The organism is Paenibacillus sp. 32352 (genome assembly GCF_002042965.1).
Taxonomy (GTDB): domain Bacteria; phylum Bacillota; class Bacilli; order Paenibacillales; family NBRC-103111; genus Paenibacillus_S; species Paenibacillus_S vulneris.
Genome location: NZ_MZNT01000008.1, coordinates 259,142 through 278,575 on the forward strand (window position 1 = coordinate 259,142; position 19,434 = coordinate 278,575).

The 19,434-nt window shown below is 52.2% G+C and carries 14 protein-coding genes; 12 read left to right on the forward strand and 2 right to left on the reverse strand.

The window, feature by feature from the left end; translation table 11 throughout:
• The first annotated feature begins 17 nt into the window (after nt 1-17).
• The 9 genes from B1728_RS19980 to B1728_RS20020 all read left to right on the forward strand — a co-directional run bounded on the left by B1728_RS19980 (nt 18) and on the right by B1728_RS20020 (nt 14,707).
• A complete protein-coding gene (locus tag B1728_RS19980) occupies nt 18-3,122 on the forward strand; it encodes an efflux RND transporter permease subunit (protein ID WP_079912155.1) in 3,105 nt (1,034 codons plus the stop codon).
• A 210-nt stretch (nt 3,123-3,332) separates the two neighbouring features.
• Entirely contained in the window at nt 3,333-4,394 is a 1,062-nt protein-coding gene (locus tag B1728_RS19985; RefSeq protein ID WP_079912156.1) for a galactose ABC transporter substrate-binding protein, read from the forward strand.
• Nucleotides 4,395-4,610: 216 nt separating this feature from the next.
• Nucleotides 4,611-6,128, forward strand: a complete 1,518-nt coding sequence (locus tag B1728_RS19990) for a sugar ABC transporter ATP-binding protein (RefSeq protein ID WP_079912157.1) — start codon at nt 4,611-4,613, stop codon at nt 6,126-6,128.
• An 86-nt stretch (nt 6,129-6,214) separates the two neighbouring features.
• Entirely contained in the window at nt 6,215-7,225 is a 1,011-nt protein-coding gene (gene mglC / locus B1728_RS19995; RefSeq protein WP_079912158.1) for a galactose/methyl galactoside ABC transporter permease MglC, read from the forward strand.
• Between the two features lie 181 nt (nt 7,226-7,406).
• Nucleotides 7,407-8,351 (forward strand): TRM11 family SAM-dependent methyltransferase, encoded by a 945-nt coding sequence (locus B1728_RS20000; RefSeq protein WP_079912159.1) that lies wholly within the window; start codon nt 7,407-7,409, stop codon nt 8,349-8,351.
• A gap of 229 nt (nt 8,352-8,580) precedes the next feature.
• Nucleotides 8,581-9,390 carry a hypothetical protein gene (locus B1728_RS20005; protein ID WP_079912160.1) on the forward strand — a complete coding sequence of 270 codons (810 nt, stop codon included), beginning with the start codon at nt 8,581-8,583 and terminating at the stop codon, nt 9,388-9,390.
• A gap of 152 nt (nt 9,391-9,542) precedes the next feature.
• A complete protein-coding gene (locus B1728_RS20010; protein ID WP_079912161.1) occupies nt 9,543-11,507 on the forward strand; it encodes a beta/alpha barrel domain-containing protein in 1,965 nt (654 codons plus the stop codon).
• 384 nt (nt 11,508-11,891) lie between these two features.
• Complete coding sequence (locus B1728_RS20015; protein WP_079912162.1) at nt 11,892-13,325, forward strand: RtcB family protein; 1,434 nt, start codon at nt 11,892-11,894, stop codon at nt 13,323-13,325.
• A 2-nt stretch (nt 13,326-13,327) separates the two neighbouring features.
• Nucleotides 13,328-14,707 (forward strand): ATP-binding protein, encoded by a 1,380-nt coding sequence (locus B1728_RS20020; protein WP_079912163.1) that lies wholly within the window; start codon nt 13,328-13,330, stop codon nt 14,705-14,707.
• A 72-nt stretch (nt 14,708-14,779) separates the two neighbouring features.
• Here B1728_RS20020 and nfsA read toward each other — a convergent pair whose 3' ends face one another.
• Complete coding sequence (gene nfsA, locus B1728_RS20025; RefSeq protein ID WP_079912164.1) at nt 14,780-15,514, reverse strand: oxygen-insensitive NADPH nitroreductase; 735 nt, start codon at nt 15,512-15,514, stop codon at nt 14,780-14,782.
• A gap of 394 nt (nt 15,515-15,908) precedes the next feature.
• Here nfsA and B1728_RS36880 point away from each other — a divergent pair, with 394 nt between their 5' ends.
• A complete protein-coding gene (locus tag B1728_RS36880) occupies nt 15,909-16,031 on the forward strand; it encodes a hypothetical protein (protein WP_256865430.1) in 123 nt (40 codons plus the stop codon).
• A gap of 70 nt (nt 16,032-16,101) precedes the next feature.
• Nucleotides 16,102-16,413, forward strand: a complete 312-nt coding sequence (locus B1728_RS20030; protein ID WP_079912165.1) for a DUF2325 domain-containing protein — start codon at nt 16,102-16,104, stop codon at nt 16,411-16,413.
• A 78-nt stretch (nt 16,414-16,491) separates the two neighbouring features.
• Here B1728_RS20030 and B1728_RS20035 read toward each other — a convergent pair whose 3' ends face one another.
• Nucleotides 16,492-17,835, reverse strand: a complete 1,344-nt coding sequence (locus B1728_RS20035; protein WP_179136105.1) for an alginate lyase family protein — start codon at nt 17,833-17,835, stop codon at nt 16,492-16,494.
• 300 nt (nt 17,836-18,135) lie between these two features.
• On the opposite strand from B1728_RS20035, the gene B1728_RS20040 reads away from it, so the two are divergent.
• Nucleotides 18,136-19,296: an asparaginase gene (locus B1728_RS20040; RefSeq protein WP_079912281.1), complete on the forward strand. Its 1,161-nt coding sequence runs from the start codon at nt 18,136-18,138 to the stop codon at nt 19,294-19,296.
• Nucleotides 19,297-19,434 lie beyond the last annotated feature (138 nt).

Below are 19,434 nucleotides of genomic sequence, written 5' to 3' on the forward strand. Positions count from 1 at the left end.
TATGAAGGAGTAGAGAGATGAACGCATTAACCCGGTTTTCTATGAAAAATATATCGGCAGTCATCATCATTATCGTGCTGCTGTTTGGCGTGGGGACCTATGCCGCTACCCAATTGAAGGCAGAACTTTATCCGGAGGTATCGATTCCCTACGTATTTATTCAGACGCAATATCAGGCACCTCCCAAGGATATTGTGGAACAAATAACGAAGCCGCTGGAGAAGGCGGTCGCAGGCCTGAAAGGAATTAAGAGCTTGCAGTCTAATTCCAGCGATAACTTCTCGTCCATAGAAATACAATTGGAGCACGGGCAGGACACCGATAAAGCCAAGGTGGATGTTGAAGCGCTGATTGCGAATGTGAAGCTTCCCCAGGGAGCGGAGAAGCCGAAGGTGATGACCTACGGTATGGCCTCCATACCGGAATATTCTTTGGCGGTATATGGAGTGGGCAATATGAACCAGCAGGAGCTGGATAAATTATACAAGGATGTTTTTCTGCCCGGCTTTAATACGATCAAAGGGGTTGACCATATCGATTCTATCGGTAATCAGGAGGCTGTGTTAAAGCTTAAGCTGGACGGCAACGCCATTCTGAGCTACGGGCTCATGCCTGCTGAAGTGGCTCAAGGCATCCAGTCGGCCCTTCGAACGAGCCCTATAGGGGAAATCGATATGGGCGGCGATAACCAGATGGTTCGTGTAAAAAGCGATATTAATACCATTTACAGCCTGGAAAATATAAAAATCAACACGCCGGGGGGAGGAACGCTGCTCCTCAAGCAGATAGCCAAGGTCGAGGCGATAACAGAGTCCAAGTTCATCTCGCGGCTGAACAATCAGCCGGCTATTGGAGTGATCCTCTACAAGACTAACGGGATCAATTCAGTGGAATTTTCCGATCATGCCGATGCATTGATAGCTAAGTGGGAGAAGGATTATCCGAGCGTTGCCTTCAAGTCGATCGAGAAAAATGCGGACATTGTGAAGGAATCAATCCATGGAATGGTTAAAGAAGGGGCGCTTGGCGCGATTCTGGCCTCCATTATGATTCTTATTTTCCTCAAAAACGTCCGTATGACAGTGATCGTTCTGGTTTCCATCCCGTTATCGATCCTGATCACTCTGCTCATTATGGCCCCTCTGAACATTACACTCAATATTATGACACTAGGCGGAATGGCGATTGCCGTCGGGCGCGTGGTGGATGATAGCATCGTTGTCATAGAGAATATTTATAGTGAGCTGGTAAAAAGTCAGGAGCGGGGAGAATCGGTCATCAAGACGGCGACGGCACAGGTGGCTTCCGCTATCACGTCTTCCACTCTTACAACGGTGGGGGTATTTGCTCCGATTGCCTTTGTCGGCGGGGAGCTTGGAGACTTGTTCCGTCCATTCGCTATTACGCTTTCCGCGGCACTGCTATCTTCCCTGTTAGTGGCTGTTACAGTCATTCCTATGCTGGCGAAATTGATGGTGCTGCGTTCCAAACGTTTAAAGCATCATGATGAGCATCAAACCAGTAAAGTGTCCGCAAGCTATTTGAAGGTGTTGAAATGGTCGCTTAACAACCGCAAGAAGAGCATGCTGCTCGCCTTTCTTGTGTTTGCTGCAGCAATAGCAGGAACGGTTCCCTTCCTGGCCTTTGAATTCATGCCGAGCAGCAACTCGGATAAGCAGATCTCGATATCCATCGAGATGCCCCGGGATACCTCCATGGACTCTAACGATTTAGTAGTGAAGCAAATCGAAGCTATGATGCGCGATGCCAAGAATGCTGCGGGCGATCCGGCCTTTGACTACGTGCAATCGTATGTCGGATTAGGAGGCGGAAGCGAGCGCGTGGCCTATAGAAGTAAATTCAGTGCAGCGGCAACCAAGGGAACGGACGCCAAGAAGCTGGTTGACGATATGAAAAGGAACATTACGGAGATGCTTCCCAAGGGTTCCGAGGTGAGAGGCAGCGTTGTCAGTATTGGAGGGGGCGGCGGCGGCAGCGGGATTGATTTCTCCTATGTGCTTAGAGGGGATGATGTGGATTCACTCATTAAGGCCGCTGAGCTTGTGAAGGCCAAGATGAACGAAATTCCTGAATTCCGGGATGTGGAAGACAGCCTGAGCGAGACGAAGAAGGAAGTAGAGATTGCTGTAGATCAGAATAAGGCTCGCCTATACGGCCTGTCCTCCTCCCAAATTATCGAATCCTTGCAGCCATGGGTAGCGGAGCAGAAAATCGGCGACTTGAAGTTCGATAATACGCTATTCTCGACCAAAATCATGGTTGACCCGAGCTTTAAAAATTCGGTGGATAAAATCGGGAGTCTCTTGATCCAATCACCGGCTGGTCAGGCTCTTAAGCTGAACGAGGTAGCAAAGATCCGTCAAATCGATGGCCCTGCCTCCATTCCGCGCGATATGCAGGAACAATTTGTGAGAGTGACCGCCAAGATCGATTCCAAGGATAAGGGTGGTGTCAGTGCCAGAGCTTCCCAGGAGCTGCAAACTCTTAAGCTGCCGGACGGGGTTCATACCGAAGTGACCGGAGCGGCTCAAGATATTGATAAAGAGTTCAGTAATATGTTTGTTGCGATGGGAGCGTCTGTCTTCATTGTTTATCTGGTCATGGTTCTTGCTTTTGGCAATGCGAGCGCTCCGTTCGCGATCCTCTTCTCGCTTCCGCTGGCGGCTATCGGAGGCTTGCTGGGCCTGCTGGTCACAGGTGAATCCTTGAATCTTACTTCCTTAATCGGCTTTCTGATGCTGATCGGGGTTGTAGTTACCAATGCGATTGTTCTCATCGACCGGGTGCAGCAGCTCCGGGAGTCCGGCTATACGGTCCGCGATGCGCTGCTTGAAGCGGGGCAGACTCGGCTTCGCCCGATTATTATGACCGCAGGAGCCACGATCATCGCATTAATGCCCCTGGCTCTGGGACTGTCCAAGGGAACGATCATTTCCAAGGGCCTCGCCGTAGTTGTCATCGGCGGCTTGACCACTTCGACGCTGCTCACCCTGCTCGTTGTGCCGGTCGTATACGAAATGATTGAGAATACCAAGCTAAAAATGGGCAAAGTATTCAAATCGGGAAAAGCTAGTACGCCTCCTTCACCTGAATCATTCTAACCAGCAGAAATCAGAAGCAGTAAGCCAAGTCAGCTAACCGCGGCAGCGGGTTGACTTGGCTTATTTCATGTTCAGAACAGCGAACTACCGAAAAAACACATGAGAATTTTAATAGAACAGATGAGAATTTTGCATGTGCATTTGACTCAACATAAACGATAATGAGAAAGCAAGAGAGATGAAATCTTTAACCAAACGGAGGTCATGGATATGAAAAAGGTTATGTCAGCGCTGCTCGCAGCGGCATTAGTGACGACAGCGGCCGGCTGTGCGAGCGGAGGCGGGGGAAATACGGCGGCACCGGGCGGAGGCGCAAAGACAGAGACAGGCGGCGCCGCCAAGAAACCGGTTATCGGCGTTGCGATTTACAAATTCGATGATACGTTCATGACCGGCGTGCGCAATGCGATCTCCGCGAACGCGGAAGGTAAAGCTCAGACCGATATTGTGGACAGTCAAAACTCGCAGCCTACGCAAAACGATAAAGTGGACTTATTTATTACAAAGAAGGTTAACGCGTTGGCCATCAATCCGGTCGACCGCACGGGAGCGGGCGTTATTATCGATAAAGCCAAGGCAGCCAATACGCCGGTCGTATTCTTCAACCGCGAGCCTCTGGCGGACGACATGAAGAAATGGGATAAGGTGTATTACGTCGGAGCCAAGGCGGAGCAATCCGGCACGATGGAAGGCCAGCTGGTCGTCGATTATTTCAAAGCCCATCCGGAGGCGGACAAGAATAAAGACGGCGTGCTTCAATACGTCATGCTCAAAGGTGAGCCGGGCCATCAGGACGCGGAGCTTCGCACCAAGTTCTCTATCAAAGCCGTCGAAGACGCAGGAATCAAGGTGGAGAAGCTCGCGGAGGATACGGCGATGTGGGACCGCGTGAAAGGGCAGGAGAAAATGGCCGCATTCCTGGCTTCCCACGGCGATAAGATCGAAGCCGTGTTCGCTAACAACGATGACATGGCGCTGGGAGCCATCGAGGCCTTGAAGGCCAAAGGCTATTTCAAAGACAACAAATATATGCCGGTTGTAGGCGTGGATGCGACGGCGCCTGCATTGAAAGCGCTTGAAGAAGGCACCCTTCTCGGAACGGTGCTGAACGATGCGAAGAACCAGGGCAAAGCGACCTTCAATCTGGCCAACGTCCTCGCACAGGGCCAAACGCCTAATAAAGAGAACACAGGCTATGAAATTACAGACGGTAAATACGTATGGGTTCCATACAAAAAAATTACGAAAGAAAACATGAATGACGCCAAATAAATGATTTAGAGGCTTGCAAATCGAGCGATGACAGATATGTGCTGATAAGCGGTGGCAAGGAATTACCGGTAACAGCAGCCGGAGGGGAAACCTTATCGGAATGCCACGTTTTGCACACGAAAGGCTCGGCAGGAAGCCGGTACGTAGTATTGGGCAAGGGGCAATGGCTGCTTTCGTTGTACCCTTGCCTTCTCTTTTTTCGAAGGGGGCATTACCATGACGGAACATGAATTTTTGCTTGAAATGAACGGCATTTCCAAGGAATTTCCCGGCGTCAAGGCGCTGGATAATGTAACGCTCAAAGTACGTCCGGGCACGGTTCATGCATTAATGGGAGAAAACGGCGCCGGAAAATCGACGCTGATGAAATGCTTATTCGGCATCTATAAGCCCGATGGGGGCGAGATTTATTTGAACGGCAATAAGGTGGAATTGAACAGCTCCAAGGATGCATTGGACCATGGCGTGTCCATGATTCATCAGGAGCTTCACCCTATTCCGCAGCGCAATGTGATGGAGAATATATGGCTCGGGCGTTTTCCCGTAAAAGGTCTGGGGCCTTTCCAATTGGTGGATCATAAAAAGATGTACAAGGATACGCAGCAGCTGTTCAAGGATTTGGAAATGGATATCAATCCGGCTGCACTTGCGGGCTCCATGTCCGTATCGAAGCTCCAATCCCTTGAAATTGCTAAAGCGGTTTCGTATCAATCAAAGGTCATCATCATGGATGAGCCGACATCCTCCTTGACGGGGAATGAAGTCGAGGCGCTGTTTAAAATCATTGATCAGCTGAAAAGCCGCGGTGTCGCGATCATTTATATTTCGCACAAAATGGAGGAGATTCTCCGGATCTCGGATGAGGTGACGATTATGCGGGACGGCAAGCTCATCGGCACTTGGCCTGCGGGCGAGCTGACAACGGATCTGATCATTACGAGGATGGTTGGCCGGGATCTGAGCCAGCGATTCCCTGAACGGACGAATGTTCCAGGCGATGTGCTGCTCAAGGTAGAGGGACTCACCTCTCCGGTTGCCAAGTCGTTCAGCAATGTGTCCTTCGAGCTTCGGAAGGGAGAGGTGCTGGGCTTGGGCGGTCTGGTCGGGGCGCAGCGAACCGAGCTTATCGAGGCTTTGTTCGGACTAAGGGCCGTGTCCTCGGGAACTATCACGCTGCGCGGCAAGCCGGTCAAATTCAAGTCGCCGCTCGATGCTAAGAAGCATAAGATCGCGCTGCTGACGGAGGAACGGCGGGTTACCGGCATTTTCCCGGTGCTTTCTATTCAGGAAAATACCGCGATAGCCAATTTGGACCGGTACCTGAATCCCTTCCATCTGCTGAACGAGCGGAGGATCAAGGACGAGGTCGGCAAAAGCGTAGAGCAGCTGCGCGTGAAAACGCCTTCGATCAAAACCTTGATCAAAAACTTGTCCGGAGGCAATCAGCAGAAGGTTCTGCTGGCCCGCTGGCTGTTGACTGAGCCCGATATTTTGCTGCTCGACGAACCGACCCGCGGCATTGACGTCGGGGCGAAATTCGAGATTTATTCCATTATTGCCGACCTGGCTAAACAGGGCAAAAGCATTATTATGATCTCTTCGGAAATGCCTGAGCTGCTCGGTATGTCCGACCGCATTATGGTCATGTGTGAGGGCCGGCTCTCCGGAATTGTCGAGGGCAAGGATGCTACGGAAGAAGAGATTATGCGGCTGGCTACTAAATATATGGTGTAAGGATTACGAAGTAAGTTTTCCCACGAAAACTCGGCAACGCTTACGAAGAAAGTTTCGCTAACGCGAAACTCTTAGGAGGATCAACAATGAACACAAACAAAATAGGCAACTTTGTAACGCAGAACGCGATCTACATGGTCCTGATCGTTCTCGTTATCGGGATTGCGATATCCGACCCCAGGTTCCTGTCCATAGATATATTGCGCGATATTTTGCTGCAAAATTCAACCAGAGCCATTATTGCTCTCGGCATGGCGTTTATTCTGATTACCGGAGGCACCGACCTTTCAGCTGGCCGTGTCGTAGGCTTAACCGCTGTGCTGTCCGCCTCCATGCTGCAAATGTCGGATTATCCGCGCCGGTTTTTTCCGGATATGCCGGACTTGCCGTTATGGGCTCCTATCGTTATAGGGATTCTTGCCGGCCTTATAGTCGGCCTGCTTAACGGCTGGATCGTCTCCAGGCTTAGCGTTCCGCCGTTTATCGCCACTCTGGGAACGATGGTCATCGTGTACGGGGCTAACTCGATCTACTTCGATTTGAAGCCCAACGAATCGCAGCCTATTGCCGGTCTGCGAAAAGATTTTACGAATATCGGGACCGGTTTTTTCGGTTCAGGCGGCTCTTATTCCATTCCTTATATCGTCATTATTGCCATTATTGTGGCCTTAATCGTCTGGGTCGTGTTTAACAAGACGCGGCTCGGCAAAAATATGTACGCTATCGGCGGCAACATTCAGGCTGCCACAGTATCAGGGATCAATGTGAAACGGAACCTGCTCTACATTTATGCTTTTGCCGGCGCTCTCTACGGTCTGGGCGGGGTATTGGAAGCGGCAAGAACCGGCGGCGCGACGAATAACTACGGTAATATGTATGAGCTCGATGCCATAGCGGCTTGCGTGGTCGGCGGAGTATCGACAGCGGGCGGGATCGGCACGGTGCCCGGGGTACTGGTCGGCGTCTTGATCTTCGGGGTTATCAACTATGGCCTTACTTTTATCGGCGTAAGCCCGTATTGGCAGCTGATTATTAAAGGGTTGATCATTGTTGCGGCCGTCGCTTTCGATATCCGCAAATATTTGGCGAAAAAATAAGCAAGGCAACTCCCAAATACCATATTTCTCAAAACTACAGGGTTCTCAATCCTCTGCCGTATAGCCAGCTTGGGCTATGCGGCTATTTCTTTTGGTTAGCACCTCTTTTTACATTGGACAGAAGCGGGAGGTCATGAGACAATCTAGGTACTTTCATCAATAAGGGCGGGATTTAAGTGCTATGGAGAATACGGAACAGAAGTTGAAATCGTACTTATATACGTACGTTTGTCATGAGGACGAGGTGCCTCTGTGCTTGCTGGAGCTTCGGGCTTTATTCGGGAGCAACCCGGAGCACGACGGATTTATAGTAAGCGACCGCGGCATTGATGCAAGCCGAAGCCCGTTTATCAAGCAGCGCGTGGAGATCCATATCCAAGGCGGCAGCCTGGATGAAATTGCGCGAGGAGTCGAAGCCATTCAACTGAACGGGGAGACGTTCAAGGTGGTCTTCGTCGAAGCGGCAGATGCACTGGATTATGACGCCCGGCGGGCTGTAGAAAGACGGATCGGCTCTCATATTCACGGCCGGGCCGAGATGCGTAAGCCTGAACGGATCTTCGGCATAGCTTATACCGGAGATCAGTGGGTGTTCGGCCCCTGCGCCAAGAATGAGGCACTATGGCTCCGGCACAACCAAAAGCCGCAGAACTATTCAACCGCTTTAAGCACGCGTGTAGCGCGCGCGATTGCTAATATTGCCGTTCCTTGTCCGGAAGGAATACGGGCGATCGACCCCTGCTGCGGAATTGGTACGGTGCTAATTGAAGCTTTATCCATGGGGATAGATATGACCGGCCGGGATTTGAACCCGCTTGCCGTAAAAGGAGCCCGATTGAATTTGGCGCATTTCGGTTTTCCGGATGTGGTGGCGATTGATGATATTCGAACGGTACCGGGACACTACGATGCGCTTGTCCTCGATTTGCCTTATAACCTATGCTCGGTTCTCCCGGCAGAGGAACAGCTGGAGATGCTGCAAAGCGCGCGAAGGCTGGCCGACAGAGCGGTGATTATTGCTACGGAGGTTATTGATGAGCCTGTGGAACAAGCAGGCTTCCGCATTATCGACCGCTGCGAGGTGAAAAAAGGAGCCTTTGTTCGACATGTCCTTGTTGCTGTCTGAGTCCAGCTAAGCTAATAAAAGCCCCGCTTAATAAAGCGAAAGCCATAATGAGCAAGCCTCTGGCATGGAGATTTATTCTTCGTCGCCGGGGGCTTTGTTGTTTTTTGGCCTCTGGCATGTTCTCCAACAAAGCCTCATACACATGGTAATAGGCAGCTAGTCCTATAGAGCAAGATTTGACAGCGCTTTCTAATGTTAAAATCCGGAACATATAAGGAGGAAATGTTCGATGTTCGAGATCTTGCTTCGCTGGTATAATGTGGCGGCTTTGTTCGCGGTGCTGGCAGTGAACCGGTTTGCTGAAACAGAGCCGGTCAAAGGAATGACGACGGGGGAAATATCCGCGATGTTTCCCGTCCAAATCACGCCGGCCCCGTATGCTTTTGCTATTTGGGGGCTTATTTATGCGCTGCTGCTTGGCTTCGTAATCGTGCAATTTTTACCGTCAAAGCGGGGGCGTCATGAGCTTCGTTCCATCGGACCGTGGTTCGGCGTAACCTGTGTTTTCAACATTGCCTGGCTTCTGCTGTGGCAAAGTCTTAACATCACTTCCTCCTTGTTTGCTATGCTGGGGCTTCTTCTATCCCTGGCCGTCATCTATGCCAATACCCGCCCTCACGGCTGGTCGGAGGATCAGGCTGTCCGCTGGTGGCTTCAAGTTCCTTTCAGCCTCTATTTCGGATGGGTTACTGCAGCCGCTATAGTGAACACGGCCGTTGTATTTTATGCAAACGGCTGGGACGGCTTCGGATGGCCGGAAACCTTCTGGACGGTGCTGATGATTCTCATCGTTTCACTGCTCAGTTTGTTGATCGGATTTCTCCGCAAGGATCCATTTTATATGCTGGCTACGGTATGGGCGTTAGTCGCTATCGGCGCGGCCAACCAGGGGAACGGGACCTTGGGCTATATGGCCTGGGGGGCTGCCGGGCTGCTGTTCGCCTATGCTGTGCTGTTGATCTTTGCCAACGGCTGGCTGAATCGCAGGGGAAGGGACGAGATCGAAGAGGGCAGGGCTGGTCATTTTATCAGCGGTTAGGAACGGGGTGAGCTGATAGATATCGGCATGAGCTCAATAAGAAAAACCAAGGGTTGGGGAAAAGGCGGAACGTCCGAAGAGGAATCTTCCGGCAAATGGTGGAATATGTACTGAATAATAACAGGTCATGACGATCGTTTGGAGTGTTTTAGATGCCGGATTGGTCCTATCAAACATTATTCCGCCCCGCACTGTTCCGTCTGCCTTCCCGGATCGCGCGTGATTTTACCCTGAATGCCATGGGAGCGTTGAGCCGTCTTCCCGGCGGCAGTCTCGTCATTCGCACCCTGGGTCATATGGAGTCAGCACCTATGCTCGAAAGCAAGCTGGCAGGCGTGCGTATAACGTATCCTGTCGGATTGTCCGGCAGCTTGGACCCTCGTGGTGTCGCCCATAGAGCGATCGCTCAATTCGGTATCGGCTTTATTGAGATAGGTCCGGTAACACTGGAGCCTGTAGAGAGCGATCGGCCCATTGAGCGGGATATCGAGAAGGAAGCGATTATTTACCCGCCTGATCCCGTCAATGCCGGGCTGGAGGAAACCGTTCGGCGGCTGAAGCATAAGCAGGGGCATTCGCTGCCGCTTATGATCAGAACGAGCAGCAGGAGGGGACGGGAATGGAAGGAAGCGCTCCAGGAGCAGAGGCAGCTCATGGACGCTCTGCGGCCCTATGCGGCCGCATTTTATGTGGATTCTCTGGATGAGCGGTGGACGATAGAAGAAACGCTACATCATCTTGAAGCGATGGCTCAAGCCGAGGCGGGAGGAGCCGGGCGAGGCGGCAGCGGGTCCAGACCGATACTGCTGTATATTCCGCTCGATTATCCGCTGGAGCGGCTGGCTGAGCTGCTGAAGCGAGTACGAATGGAGCATTGGGCGGGCTTCGTGATCGGTGAAAGGCAAATGACGGAAGAGGGCGCCGTCGTAGGCCGGGCGGGAAAGGAGCCGGGTCTCCATAAAATCCGTCTGATACGGAAGCTTTGCGGTGACGAGATCCCCATCGTGGCGAGCGGCGGCGTTCATGAGCCGCAGGACGCTCTGGATTTGATGCAGGCCGGCGCCCGTTATGTACAGCTTCATAGCGGTCTTGTATATGCCGGTCCAGGGCTCCCCAAACGCATTAATGAGGCCGTCATCTATGAACGGTTCCGTAATAAGGAGCATGAGGATCTAACGGAAAGCGCCGAACCGTCTTTCTGGTATAACTGGGGCTGGATGTGCCTGTTAGGTGCCGGAATGATCGTTGGGGGAATCTTGGCCTGGCTCATAGCGGCCAGCACGGTCATGCTGCCCTATGACGTCCAGTTCTTGGGCATGGACACGCTGACGATCCGGCAAATGAATCCGCTGCTGCTTCGCTTTATGTCTCATGACAGGGTGACCTTGGCAGGCACGATGATCTCCATCGGCATCTTGTATTTTCAGTTTGCTTATTACGGCCTGCGTCAAGGGCTTCATTGGGTCAAGACGGCACTGATGACGTCATGTATCGTCGGGTTCAGCAGCTTTTTTCTTTATTTGGGCTACGGTTATTTCGATCCTCTGCATGCTCTGGCCGGGGCGGTGCTGCTGCCCATGTTCATTCTGTCCATGAGAGGCAGGGCGGATAACCCTTCCGTTGAACCGCCCAATCTTTACAACGACCGCTTATGGAAGAGAGCGCAATGGGGACAGCTCATGATGGTCATGCTCGGTTTCTCGTTGGCCATCGGAGGGGGAGTCATATCTTGGATAGGGATCACCCGGGTGTTCGTCCCCGAGGATTTACAATATTTATGCGCGACCCCGGCGATGCTGAATGAAATTAACGACCGGTTGATCCCTTTGATCGCCCATGACCGGGCAGGCTTCGGGGGAGCTTTGTTCTCCGACGCTATTGCGCTGTTGGCTGCCGCGCTGTGGGGAGTAAGCCAAGGACGCCGTTGGCTGTGGTGGACGTTCTTGATCGGAGGGTTTCCCGGTTTTTTGGCCGGCTTCAGCGTTCATTGGGCTATCGGATATACCGATTTTATCCACTTGCTGCCTGCTTATTTTGCCGCTGCCTTGTATATAGCGGGGCTTATTCTGCTCTACCCGTATTTAATGCATCGAAGGACCGATACGAAAAATCAATAGAAAGAATTAATATAATCAATAAATATTTTTTATCTAAAGGTTGACAAAGTTTACCTGCGGCGTTTATCATAACCGTATCTTGAATGTGAAAGGAGGCCAATGATCATGATCCGACTGAACAGACTGAGATTGCACATACAACCGAATAATTCAATGGATTCCATTGGCCTCTACGGGCCTGCTGCAAGCGGATATTTCCGGCCTAATCCGGCACATGAAGTGTGACCGGATGGCTTCGGCAAAGGTACAACCGCATATGCGCGAATGAATAATGAACCGTAGGCATTGGTGGAGCCTGCGGTTTTTTTGTTGTTTCAAAAAAAAGGATTGTATCATTTTCATTTTCATTTTCAAGAACGCAAAGAGAGAAAGGATAAATAAATCATGGGAACCAATCAACAAACAGATTCATTTTACAGGCAGGTACAGCTCCCTGCGGGCCATTTGCATGTGTATGCCGGGGAGCAGCTGTTCGCCGGACTGGATTACAAGGTATTCGATATGGCGAATAACAATTTGCAAATTCCGAACACGATGTATATGAGCTATACGCCGGATGTACATGTTGGCGTTGGCACCTGCATCGGAACCACGGCGATATGGGATACGAGGAACGGGTATGTATCCCCGTCGATTGTCGGCAGCGATATCGGCTGCGGGATGCGCCTGCATTTGACCAATCTGCATCGTGACGAGCTTCGCGATGTGAAGCTGCGCCGCAAGCTGGTCAAAGCGATCGAACGGCATCTGCCGGTCGAAGAGCAGTCGCGCGGGCATTTCTCCGATATTCGGCTTGAGCACGTCATCCGCAAGGGATTGTTCGGCCTGCCGAAGAAATACGTGCCGGACGCTTACACGCCCCGCAAGGCGACCTCGCTTGAGCGGATCGAGTGCGGCAAGTTCGGCTTCGACGAGTCGTATCTGGAGCGGCTGCCGGAGATGGTATGGCACCGCTCGCACCGGCAGCTGGGAACGCTGGGCAACGGGAACCATTTTGCCGAGGTGCAGGCGATTGAGATCGCTGAGGAGCATCGCGAGGTGGCGGAGCAGTGGGGATTATCCGACGGCCAGGTGGTCATCATGATCCATTCAGGGTCCAGGGCTTGGGGCGGAGCCGTCAACCAATACTGCAGCAGCGAAATGCTGAAAGCGATGCGCCGCAGCGGACTCGGGACTTCCGATCCGAAGCTGATGTTTGCTCCGCTGGAGAGCGAAAGCGCGCAGGCCTATGTCCACCTGATGTACTCCGCCTTGAATTATGCGGTAGTCAACCGGCATTTGATTGCGTACGGAATACGAGAGGCGGGCAAGGAAGTGTTCGGCCCGAAATTTGAAATGAGTACGCTGTATGATTTAATGCATAACTATGCCTGGGAGGAGAAGCACGATGGCCGTTCGCTTTTCGTCCATCGCAAAGGCGCTACCCGGGCGCTTCCGCCCGAGCATCCCGACAATCCGGCTCCGTACCGGGAGACGGGACATCCTGCGCTCATCCCGGGGTCCATGGGGACGGCCTCTTATATTATGGTCGGCAGGCCGGAGGGCAAGCGCAATTATTACTCGATCTGCCACGGCGCTGGACGCATCCGTTCCCGCAGCGCGACGAAGCGGCTGGTGACGCTGGATCAGTTCGAATCCTCGCTGCGTGTCGGTCACGATGATGAAATCGTCGTGAATCAGCGGATGCTGGAATCGATTATTGATGAGTCGCCTCAAGCTTATAAGGACGTCGACCAAATCATCGACAGCGTCGTAGGGGCGGAATTGGCCTCTGTTGTCGCCAAATGCAAGCCGCTCGCCGCCGTGAAAGGGGTGTAGCCATGATAAATCCAGGCAATAAAAGCAGCAGGCCTGAAGGGGCCGCCCTTTATTCGGAACGGCTGCGGGAGGCTGGACGCCGTACCCATGTCAACGAAAGTCATGGATGTTACATCATCCCTATCAGGGCGAGCGAGCCGCAGGAAATCCCGCAATATTTTGATACGGCGGTCGTAATCGAGCGCATCCAGCAGGAGCTGGAGTCCCGGTATGGGGCTGCTTTTCAGATGTATGTTCAGGATGATTACGGCAACGAGATATGGGATATGCTCGACGAGGACGTTCGTCAAGGAAGCGGGCAGGTGGAGCATGCGGCTGTCATTTACGACCGGGTCGAATCCAAGGCGTTCTCTTACCAGGGAGAGCTTGGGGATAACGCGGGTTACCGGATTTTTCCGGCCTCGCGCAACAATCTATTCGTCTATCCGTCCTATGGGGTTGCCTTGGTCCGCATCCCCGTATTCCGCCCAAACGGGAGCTTTAGCGAGGAGTATGTATTCGCCGTAAACGATGACTGCTTAGGCCGGTTTCTTGGCTATATGCGCGAAAGGCAGAGGGAGAATGACCGCAAGCATGTGACGGTATTTACAGACAGCCGCAACGGCCTGGACCAGCATCGGGAGCCCGTTACCAGGAGTGTGAGCCGGGACGAGGTGATCATGAGCGAATCGCTGAAGCAGGATATTTACAGGTCGATCGATCAGTTTTTTGCGCAGGACCGGCAGTTTTTCCAAACGTACCGGATTCCTTATAAACGGGGAATTTTATTGTACGGCAGGCCCGGCAACGGCAAGACGACTCTGGTCAAATCCATAGCGGGGAGCGTCAATGCTCCCGTAACCTACTGGCAGATTACGGAGCATACATGCAGCTATACGATTCAGGAAGCGTTCGAATCGGCCGTGAAGATGGCGCCGATGGTGCTTGTCATTGAGGATATCGATTCCATGCCGGAGCAGGCGCGGTCCTTTTTCCTGAATACATTGGATGGGGCTACCTCCAAGGAAGGCATCTTTCTTATCGGAACGACCAATTACCCCGAGCGCATCGATCCGGCCCTGATGAACCGAGCGGGACGCTTTGACCGGGCTTACGAAATCAAGCTGCCGGATGAGCCGCTGAGAAGGCGTTATTTGGCGCAAAAGCAGCTATCGGCACTGATTGGCGAAGACGAGGCGGAGAAGGCCGTGCGTCTGACGGACGGCTTTACCTTCGCCCAGCTGAACGAGCTGTACGTTTCGGCCGCGCTGGAGAAGCATTACGAGCCGGAAGTGAAGATCGAGGAGCTGATCCGGGGGATGAGGGCCGAGCTCAACAAGGAGAAGACCCAGCATTGGCATACGACGCAGCCGGAGTCGAGAATGGGCTTCGTTGCCGGCTAATACCGCACTAAAAAAGCAAGAGCCGGAGAGACTGATCTTCCGGACTCTTGCTTTTTACTGCAATAAGGCTTCTTATTCGAAGCGGTAGCCCCTTGCTTTAAGGAACGGCATAATATGCGCCCGCCCCGGCTTCGCATATTTGTCCGCAATCCCTTTGGACCAGGTCGTCAGCGTTTGGCCGTTCGTACGCTCTTGGTAGTATTTGTACATGGTATCGTCGTACTGCTGAATGCCTTGCGCCACTTGTTCGGCGTTATAAGCATTTTGGTGATATACGGCCTGCATCGGAAGACGCGGACGGTAGGAAGGCTCCTGATCCGGAACGCCTACGCACATGCCGAACACGGGATAGACCAGCTCCGGCAGGGAAAGGGCCTCGCAGACCTCCTGCGGCTTGTTGCGGATGCCTCCGATGTAGCAGATTCCGTAGCCGAGCGATTCCGCGGCAACGGCAGCGTTCTGTGCAGCCAGAGCGGCATCGACGGTTGCGACGATAAAACTCTCAGTGTTGTGATGAAACGTTTGGCCGTGCTGCTCAGTCGCTCCCTTGAGCTTGTGCAAATCGGCACAAAAGACGAGGAAAAGTCCGCACTGCTCGACGTACGCCTGATTGCCGGCGAGCTGCGCAAGCTCCTTCTTCAGGGCGGGATCCGTGACCCCGATAATGCTGTACGCCTGCACGTTGCTGGAAGTGGAGGCCATCTGGGCGGAGGAGATGATAGCTTCCGTATGTGCCTCGGGAAGGGCTGCTTCTTTATATTTGCGGATGGAGCGATGGTTACGAAGAAGGTCAATAGTTGGATTCATGCCGGAACAACCCTTTCTGTGAATGATATAAAAAGTCCCCTTGCTCTCTGCAAGGGGGCTCCGATGGATCGGTTGCTGCTTCTTATTTTACCACAGGAGAGATTGGATTTCATAATTGGGCTAGAGGCCCGGAAAGCAGACTTACAGGAATCCCTGATTTTGTATCGTCGAGAAATTTCCCCCTGCAGATGTTGACAATGATAATGAGAACCATTATCATTGTGGTATAGGCAGTGAGAACAATTATCAACTGATACAAACAGACTATCTGCCATAATGCCTCAACGGCATTGGCTAAAAAATAGCCTAAGAAGTCCTACATATTCTAAACGGCCTTCGTTCCGGCCACAACGTAATCTTTCCTTGTAGAAAAGAGTAAGGAGGAGATGCATTCGTGCTGATATTTATTTGCCTGCTGCTGCCGGCGCTGCTTGTGTCTTTGATACTTATCGGGATGTACTGTTGGGGCATGCGCGGGGAGTATTCGTATACCGGCTTCCGTTCGGAGAAGCGTTAGAGCTCATACCATTCATGAATCACATAAGTTCCTCAATATACGTACTATACAAAGGAAAGGAGGCAAGCCAATGGCGTCCATATTAGTAGTAGGTGCCGATCATTTGGGCAATATGCCGGAGCAGCTTGCCAATATCGGTTTTGATGATGTAATGCATATGTCCGGCCGCAAGTGCCAGATGGTTCGCAAAGGGATTCCCGAAAAAGTTGATGCCGTGCTGGTGCTCACCGACTATATCAACCATAACCTGACCAAGGTCATTAAGCAGCAAGCGAAGGATCAGGAGCTTCCGATCTATTATGCCAAAAGGTCCTGGTGCTCCGTTCAGAAGGCGCTGTGCTCCTGCGAGCATGTCTGCGAGATGATGAAAGCCAAGCAGTAGCCTGCAAGGAATTACAAAAAAAAAGCCCGCGCAGGGGCTTGGGCAGGACGCTGTCTGGACATGCTGTTATGTTCCAGCTTACTTAAACACCGGCTTCGTGGCAATGAGGTTCGTCCGTGAACTGTTCCTGGAGGTCCCGAGTGTCTTGTCCGCTGCGTCCGCATACGATGGATCCTTGTATACAACCGCCGCTTCGCGCAAATAGAAAGCGAATTCGGATTCATTCTCCGCTTTGATTTGTTCACGCTCCCATGGTTTTCCGTTAAAATAAGGCACCAGGAATTGATAAGCCTGATGAATGCTTTTTCCATCCGTTGTTTGGTAATTCCATGCATCGAACCCGACTTTACTCCCGTACAAGGCAAGCATAGAGAAGGCTTCCAGATTAAATACAGGGTAGTGAAAGGAACGGGTTCTGCTCATTTCCAGAGGCATACTGCCGTCCGGCTGTATTTGCGCGGCGACTCGTTTGGGCACCGTTTCACGTAAATACGCAGCCGCGGCATCCTTTTCCCCGATAAAGAGCGTAAGCCCCGTATAAATCGCGTCATACCACGTCCCGTGATTGTTTTTGGCCGCTTTTTCCTCGAGCGCCAGCTTGTTTACCTTAAGCCATCCTGTATATTCCTTGACCCAGCTTTTGTAAGCGGCCATATCCTTGTCAGGCCAATTCGGCGAGCCCGCCAGCAGGGCGGCGGCATCGGAGGTCGTCAGAAAATGCCGTGAATCGAGCACGCCCTCCTTGCGTCCATCCGTTCGTCCGGGCACGCTTTGCCCGAAGTTCATATTCGGGTTCATGCGCGTCTCCGCGTCCAGGAACCAGACTCGCAGCAGCATAGCTGCCTTTTCGCCGTAAGGCTCATGGCCGGTCAAATAATAAGCAAGCGCCAACGTTTCCACGGCGGAAGCCATATTCCCAAGGCGGGTTGCATCATATCGGTTGGTTGCCCGCTCGGGATTCGTTTGGCCGTCCTTCTGGATATAGGGTCTGCCATCCGGCTTGCCGGGGTCAGGCCACCAGTAAGGAGCCATACTCATATAATCGTGCTTGTCCCCGCTCGGCGGCGTGCTCTGCTTATGGACAACGGAGAACGGCCCGGTCTTCAGGGCGAGATCCGCTTCCTTGCGCAATTGGTTGAGTGCGGCCTGAAAGTCCGCCGCTTGGTTTGATTTCACCTTGCTTCGAATATCTTGCAGCACGGAAGCATTCAGAATAAGAGTGTCCGGCTCAGCGGCCTCCTTCGCTATAGTCATATTTTCCCCTTGGTTCGCTGTGGGCAGGGAAGCGGCAGGGCTGCCGCTTGGAGCTTCGCTTGCCTGCTTTGCTCGAAGGGGAGTCTCTGGAGGCATCGTGCATCCTGGTAGAACTGCCGCGGCCAGAGTGAAACCGGATATGAATGCGAGCTTGATTTTGCGTCCCAATGGGGCACGCTCCCTTCCTTGCATGACCTACAATTCCATTATAAGGGAAGGCTTTGGAAACGACATAGCGTAGATACACTTTTATTTGCGGTATGTTCAGCTTCCATTAATGAAAATGCAAACATGAGCATAGCAGTGAAAATACGCTGCAAAGCCCGTAAACATAAAATGTATGCGATTTATTGGATATGTTCAGTGTTTGTAATATTATCTAACATTAAATTAAGATAACTCTCATAAACGTTACATATATGTAATGTTTTATTACATAATAACAGCTGTGGGAGGAATTTGCTTATGATGCTCAAATCCGGTTCTATGATGGTCAAGGTCTGTTTATCTTCGGGATTGTTGTTGTCGTCCCTGCTCTCTGCCGTTGCGGTAGTCCCGTTGTCCCCGAAGGTGCTCGCTGCCGAGAGTGATGCCCAAACCCAAGCCGTCAAGCTTCCGAAGGTAAAGGTCATCGGAACGGGAGGGACTATATCGGGCAAATCGCAGGATGAAACGAGCTTTCAGAATTATAAAGCAGGGAGCTTGCTGATCCAGGATATGGTCGACGCGCTCCCGAATAAAGAGAAAATAGCGGAGGTCACGACCTCTCAGTTCGGTAATTCCGGATCTTCCGCGTACTCCATGCAGGATCTGTTCGACTTGTCCTTGCAGGTCGACGAAGCGCTGAAGGAGCAGGATGGAGTTGTAGTGACGACGGGGACGGATACGATGGAGGAAATCGCCTATTTCCTCGACTTGACGGTGCAAAGCCCCAAACCGGTCATCGTTACCGGCTCCATGAGACCGTGGACGGTCATTGGAAGCGATGCGCAGGCTAACCTGTACAATGCGATTAAGCTGGCAGGCAGCGGGAAAACCAAATATTTCGGCACGGTGATTATGCTGAATGACACGATTCATGCGGCCAGGGAGGTAACGAAAACCAACGATTACCGGACCGATACGTTCGAGTCACCCCAGCTCGGCATGTTCGGATTTATTGACGAGAACAACATCCGTATTTACCGCGCACCGGCAAGGAGCTTTAAACCGACGGAGGAATGGGCGACGCCATTTGATCTAAAGAGAATCAAGAAGGAGGATTTGCCGAAGGTAGAAATCGCCGTATCATATCAGGGAGCAGGAGGAGAGGCGATCAAAGGCTTTGTCGAAGGAGGAGCCGAAGGAATCGTCACAGCTGGAACGGGAGCGGGCGGCATATCCAAGGCGATGAGCGAGGCGAGGCAAAAGGCGATTGACGAGAAGGGCGTCATCTTCGTTACGACTACACGTACCGGTTCCGGAAGCATTTATTCCGGAGGCAAGGGAGTGATTGCCGGAGATAACCTGAACCCGCAGCACGCACGTATTATGCTGCTCGTGAGTCTGGCCTTCTCCAAGGATTTCGATACGATCAAAGGCTGGTTCGACAAGTACGGCGCTCCACAAGTCGACCTGACAAACAAATAACGTAACAAAAAAATCACTCTGCCGCATAAGACAGGGTGATTTTTTTGACTTTACAGAAATGTCGGGGGCCTCCCGCAAAGCGCCTGAATCCGCTTCGAAGCCAAGGCATCACTTTACGGGGGGATTTGATCTGCAGCC

Bases quoted from the DNA above. Each gene is read 5' to 3' on its own strand.
- B1728_RS19980 (WP_079912155.1), top strand. From the start codon at position 18: ATGAACGCATTAACCCGGTTTTCTATGAAAAATATATCGGCAGTCATC.
- B1728_RS19985 (WP_079912156.1), top strand. From the start codon at position 3,333: ATGAAAAAGGTTATGTCAGCGCTGCTCGCAGCGGCATTAGTGACGACA.
- B1728_RS19990 (WP_079912157.1), top strand. From the start codon at position 4,611: ATGACGGAACATGAATTTTTGCTTGAAATGAACGGCATTTCCAAGGAA.
- mglC (WP_079912158.1), top strand. From the start codon at position 6,215: ATGAACACAAACAAAATAGGCAACTTTGTAACGCAGAACGCGATCTAC.
- B1728_RS20000 (WP_079912159.1), top strand. From the start codon at position 7,407: ATGGAGAATACGGAACAGAAGTTGAAATCGTACTTATATACGTACGTT.
- B1728_RS20005 (WP_079912160.1), top strand. From the start codon at position 8,581: ATGTTCGAGATCTTGCTTCGCTGGTATAATGTGGCGGCTTTGTTCGCG.
- B1728_RS20010 (WP_079912161.1), top strand. From the start codon at position 9,543: ATGCCGGATTGGTCCTATCAAACATTATTCCGCCCCGCACTGTTCCGT.
- B1728_RS20015 (WP_079912162.1), top strand. From the start codon at position 11,892: ATGGGAACCAATCAACAAACAGATTCATTTTACAGGCAGGTACAGCTC.
- B1728_RS20020 (WP_079912163.1), top strand. From the start codon at position 13,328: ATGATAAATCCAGGCAATAAAAGCAGCAGGCCTGAAGGGGCCGCCCTT.
- nfsA (WP_079912164.1), bottom strand. From the start codon at position 15,514: ATGAATCCAACTATTGACCTTCTTCGTAACCATCGCTCCATCCGCAAA.
- B1728_RS20030 (WP_079912165.1), top strand. From the start codon at position 16,102: ATGGCGTCCATATTAGTAGTAGGTGCCGATCATTTGGGCAATATGCCG.
- B1728_RS20040 (WP_079912281.1), top strand. From the start codon at position 18,136: ATGCTCAAATCCGGTTCTATGATGGTCAAGGTCTGTTTATCTTCGGGA.